The sequence below is a fragment of the Neptunomonas sp. genome, from assembly GCF_041601355.1.
GTDB lineage: Bacteria > Pseudomonadota > Gammaproteobacteria > Pseudomonadales > Balneatricaceae > Neptunomonas.
This window is the reverse complement of sequence record NZ_JBFIIH010000223.1, coordinates 1-3,775: the sequence shown is the minus strand read 5'-3', so window position 1 is coordinate 3,775 and position 3,775 is coordinate 1. Positions and strand designations below refer to the sequence as shown.

The 3,775-nt window shown below is 43.5% G+C and carries 3 protein-coding genes; 1 reads left to right on the top strand and 2 read right to left on the bottom strand.

Going from position 1 to position 3,775, the window contains the following annotated elements:
* Positions 1-1,359, bottom strand: a 1,359-nt coding sequence (locus tag ABY436_RS19550) for a 3-hydroxyacyl-CoA dehydrogenase NAD-binding domain-containing protein (protein ID WP_372740602.1), incomplete at its 3' end; no start/stop codon positions are given.
* Positions 1,360-1,733: 374 nt separating this feature from the next.
* Complete coding sequence (locus ABY436_RS19545; protein WP_372740601.1) at positions 1,734-2,531, bottom strand: fatty acid desaturase; 798 nt, start codon at positions 2,529-2,531, stop codon at positions 1,734-1,736.
* A gap of 582 nt (positions 2,532-3,113) precedes the next feature.
* On the opposite strand from ABY436_RS19545, the gene ABY436_RS19540 reads away from it, so the two are divergent.
* Positions 3,114-3,701 (top strand): DUF502 domain-containing protein, encoded by a 588-nt coding sequence (locus tag ABY436_RS19540; RefSeq protein WP_372740600.1) that lies wholly within the window; start codon positions 3,114-3,116, stop codon positions 3,699-3,701.
* The last annotated feature ends 74 nt before the right edge of the window (positions 3,702-3,775 follow it).

Genomic DNA, 3,775 nt, shown 5'->3' with positions numbered 1-3,775 from the left:
GAAAAAGTGCATACCACAGAAGTTTTCAGGACGTTTCAGAGACTTGGCCAACTCAGTAATCGAAATAGTGGATGTGTTCGATGTCAGAATCGCATCTTCAGGCATGTGGCCTTCTACTTCAGCCAACACTGCTTTTTTAACATTAATATTTTCTACGACCGCTTCAACCACCAGATCAACACGATTGAAATCGCCATAGCTCAGGGTAGGTGTAATTCGATTGATTGTTTGCGCCATTTTTGTGACATCTAAGCGGCCACGTTTAAGCTGCTTACCTAATAGCTTATTCGCTTCATCCAGCCCCAACTGGAGCGCCCCTTGATTGATATCTTTCATCAAGATAGGCGTGCCTTTAACCGCTGACTGATAAGCAACACCACCGCCCATGATACCTGCGCCCAATACAGCGGCCTGTTTTACCGGCGAACCCTGCGCTTCATATTTCTTACTGACTTTTTTAACATACTGGTCTTTCATAAACAGACCAACCAAGGCCGGAGTCACCGCATTTTTTGCTAACTTAACAAAATTTTTGGCTTCAACTTCCATCGCTGGTTCGCGCTGCATCGTGCAGGATTTCTGAATCGTTTTCAGCACCTGCATAGGCGCAGGATAATGCGGACCGGCTTTAGCACCAATCAAACCTTTCGCGGTTTCAAATGCCATCATCTGTTCGATAGCATTCAATTTAACCGGGGATTTCTTCTCATCCCGACGGGCGTGGTAATCAAACTTGCCGGCAATGCACTGCTTAACCAGATCAATCGCCGCAGCACGTACCTGATCCGTTGCTACAACCGCATCAACTGCACCATCTTTCAGCGCATCTGCCGGACGTTTTTCAGCACCGGCACAGATCCACTCGTTTGCATTATCAATACCGATCAAACGTGGCAAACGTACCGTACCACCCCAACCAGGATAAATGCCCAACTTCACTTCTGGCAGACCTACTTTTGCCGTATCAGCCATAACTCGATAGTCTGTCGCCAGCGCCAGCTCAAAACCACCGCCTAATGCGATACCATTGATGGCTGTTACTGTTGGGAATGGCAGGTCTTCAATTTCGCTAAACAGACCTTGTAGCCGGATCAGATTCGCGACAATGGTCTCTTCAGCATGACCGAACATCTGCGCAAATTCGGTAATATCAGCACCAACAATAAAACTATCTTTGGCACTGCTAAAAACAACGCCGGTTACCCCTGCCGTTGTTTGCAGCTGAGTAACCGCTTCTCGTAGTTCTTGCATAGCCAATTGACTGAGTGTGTTTACTGCCTCATTTCTGAGATCAAACACCACCTCATAAATACCCTCTTCAACTGCTTGCAAGCGGATCGCTTGACCTTCCATTAACATGGGATGACTCCATACGTCAGGTTATGTAATATTATTTTGTGACTTATGTCGCTAAGTTATTCCAGTCTAGCCGGAAGTGATATTGTTACAATGACAGTTTCAATCAGCATCACTAACGATACCCTCCAATAGCCAATATACCCCAATAAGCACTGGACATACTATTACACCAATCAGTAACAATTTAATTCAGTCAGAGCCGTACATGCCTAATGCTGAGTGCTGCGAGGTAAGATGCGAAAAAGCCCCTCAGTGTGTGTGATAAGATCGAGATTTAAACAATGATGCTGGTTTTAAGCGGCCTGAGAATATCGAGCGGAAAGAGTCGTACATACAGATAAAAATCAGAAGTAAAAGACAAAACATGAACGGATTCATCTTCCAACAAACATTCGGGTAAAAATAGATTTTTGGTAAAGGTGAGTAGGAATTTCAGCTTCAATCTTCGCATGCAGTGCCGGTAATTTTGACCAGTGAACTCCTTGTTTATGGTGGTGTGCGGTATGATATCCGAGGTTGCCGGTTAAACGATTGAAAAGCGGATCCAGGTTATTGTAAGAGGCTTCAAATTCGTTTTCCGTATCCAGACCTGAATGATGATCGTATGTCACATAGGCGGTGAAAAGAAGGCTGGTGATCATGGGTAATACGAATAGCATCAAGCCTGCAACGGGCTTATACCAGACAAGAATGGCGACGATAACAGATGTTATCGCGGTATAAATAAGAAAGGGTTTTAATTGTTTGGGGTAGCGTTTTCCTACGTGGTAGCCCCGTGTATAAGCGGTCAAGGCAACAATCAGCGTGTACTCTACCACTCCCATACGAGTAGCGTCTTTGCGTTTCCAACGGCTCTCATCCTGCTCTTGATTAAGAAAGTTCACATGGTGGCCCAGAACATGATGAAGGCGCCAAAGGTGTGTTGTTACACCGGTGTGCAAAGCGTAAATGAATTCTAAACCACGATTGAGTAAGGTATTTCGAAATGTAAAAAGGTGTTGGTGGTGGTGATTCCATGCGCAGATGACCCCTTTTGGAAGAATCATCAGCAGATAATAGCTAACAAGAAGCACTATGTCATTGACTGTAAAGTACAGGACAAAATCAATAATAGTCAGTATCAGAATGATAAAAACAGGCCAACGATCTTCTTTATACTTGAATTTACTCAATCTTTCGGGCTTTTTTAAATTTTTATGCACGTATGTTACCAGTAAATTAAACGATACTTATCAGTATGTTAGTTAAAATCCCGTTACTCATATTTTTTCTATACTACCTATTCAGGTGTCATAACCAGCTGCTCAGCAAACACCGTAAGGAGCCTGCGTCAGGAGTGTTGATTTATTTCGAGTGAAAAGAAGGCTCTAACAGAGACCTGCGCACAATTAGCATGTGTAATGTTGGCGGTCGGCAATATCCTCCAACGTATTATGTTTATTCTATCTGCTGTACGAGAGTTGCCATCATATCTACCAAAAGTTTAACTATAGTTGACAATGCAACACAAAGTAGCTTTTTGGCTGCTTTTATCTTTCACGAGATGTGACACATCTAGAGACTTATCTCAGGAATGACCTAAGAAGTTACCCCCAGAGCCTGTGGATAACTAGCCTCATAAGCATGGGGTAAACATCACAAAGCTTTTAATACCGCAGTGCAGCGAAATACGAACAAAGTTCAACCAATATTGATAGCATATGCAGGTAGAGTGTTGCGCTATACCTGCGCAAACTTATAGAGAATGACGACAAATGAACAGGATATTTACATTTATTTTGCAAGGACTGATTGCCGTTCTGCCGTTAGGTCTGACTGTATATTTCATCTATTGGCTGTTTACTTTTATGGAGGAACTCGCCAAACCATTGCTGCTCTCACTTATTCCGATTCCCTTCTACTTCCCCGGACTAGGCATTCTTGCCAGTATCGTCGTCTTAGTATTAGTCGGCATAGTGGTGAATCTATACGGTATTCGCTATCTGTTAAAATTAGGCGACCGAATGCTAGAAAAAATCCCGGTGGTGAAATCGGTTTACAGCACCATTCAAGACATTGTCACTGTCTTTAATATTACGAATAAAAAGGATGATTTACGCAGTGTCGTATCAATCGACATGGGCAACAATATCCATCTGATAGGATTCGTAACGGGCGTCGCCGCCGGAAAAAAGCTATTCGCAGAAGATGACAAAGTAGGTGTGTACTTGCCGATGAGTTATCAGATAGGCGGATTTACTGTTTATGTCGAACAAAATCGCTTAACCCGGCTAGATATCAGCGTTGAAGAAGCAATGCGCATGGCAATTACGGCAGGCGTAAAAGCCAAGAAAAGATCATGATGCAGAGAACAAAAAGGGCTGCATTAAGCAGCCCTTCCAAAGGTCCGTAGCGATGCTACGAAAACAACTGTGAT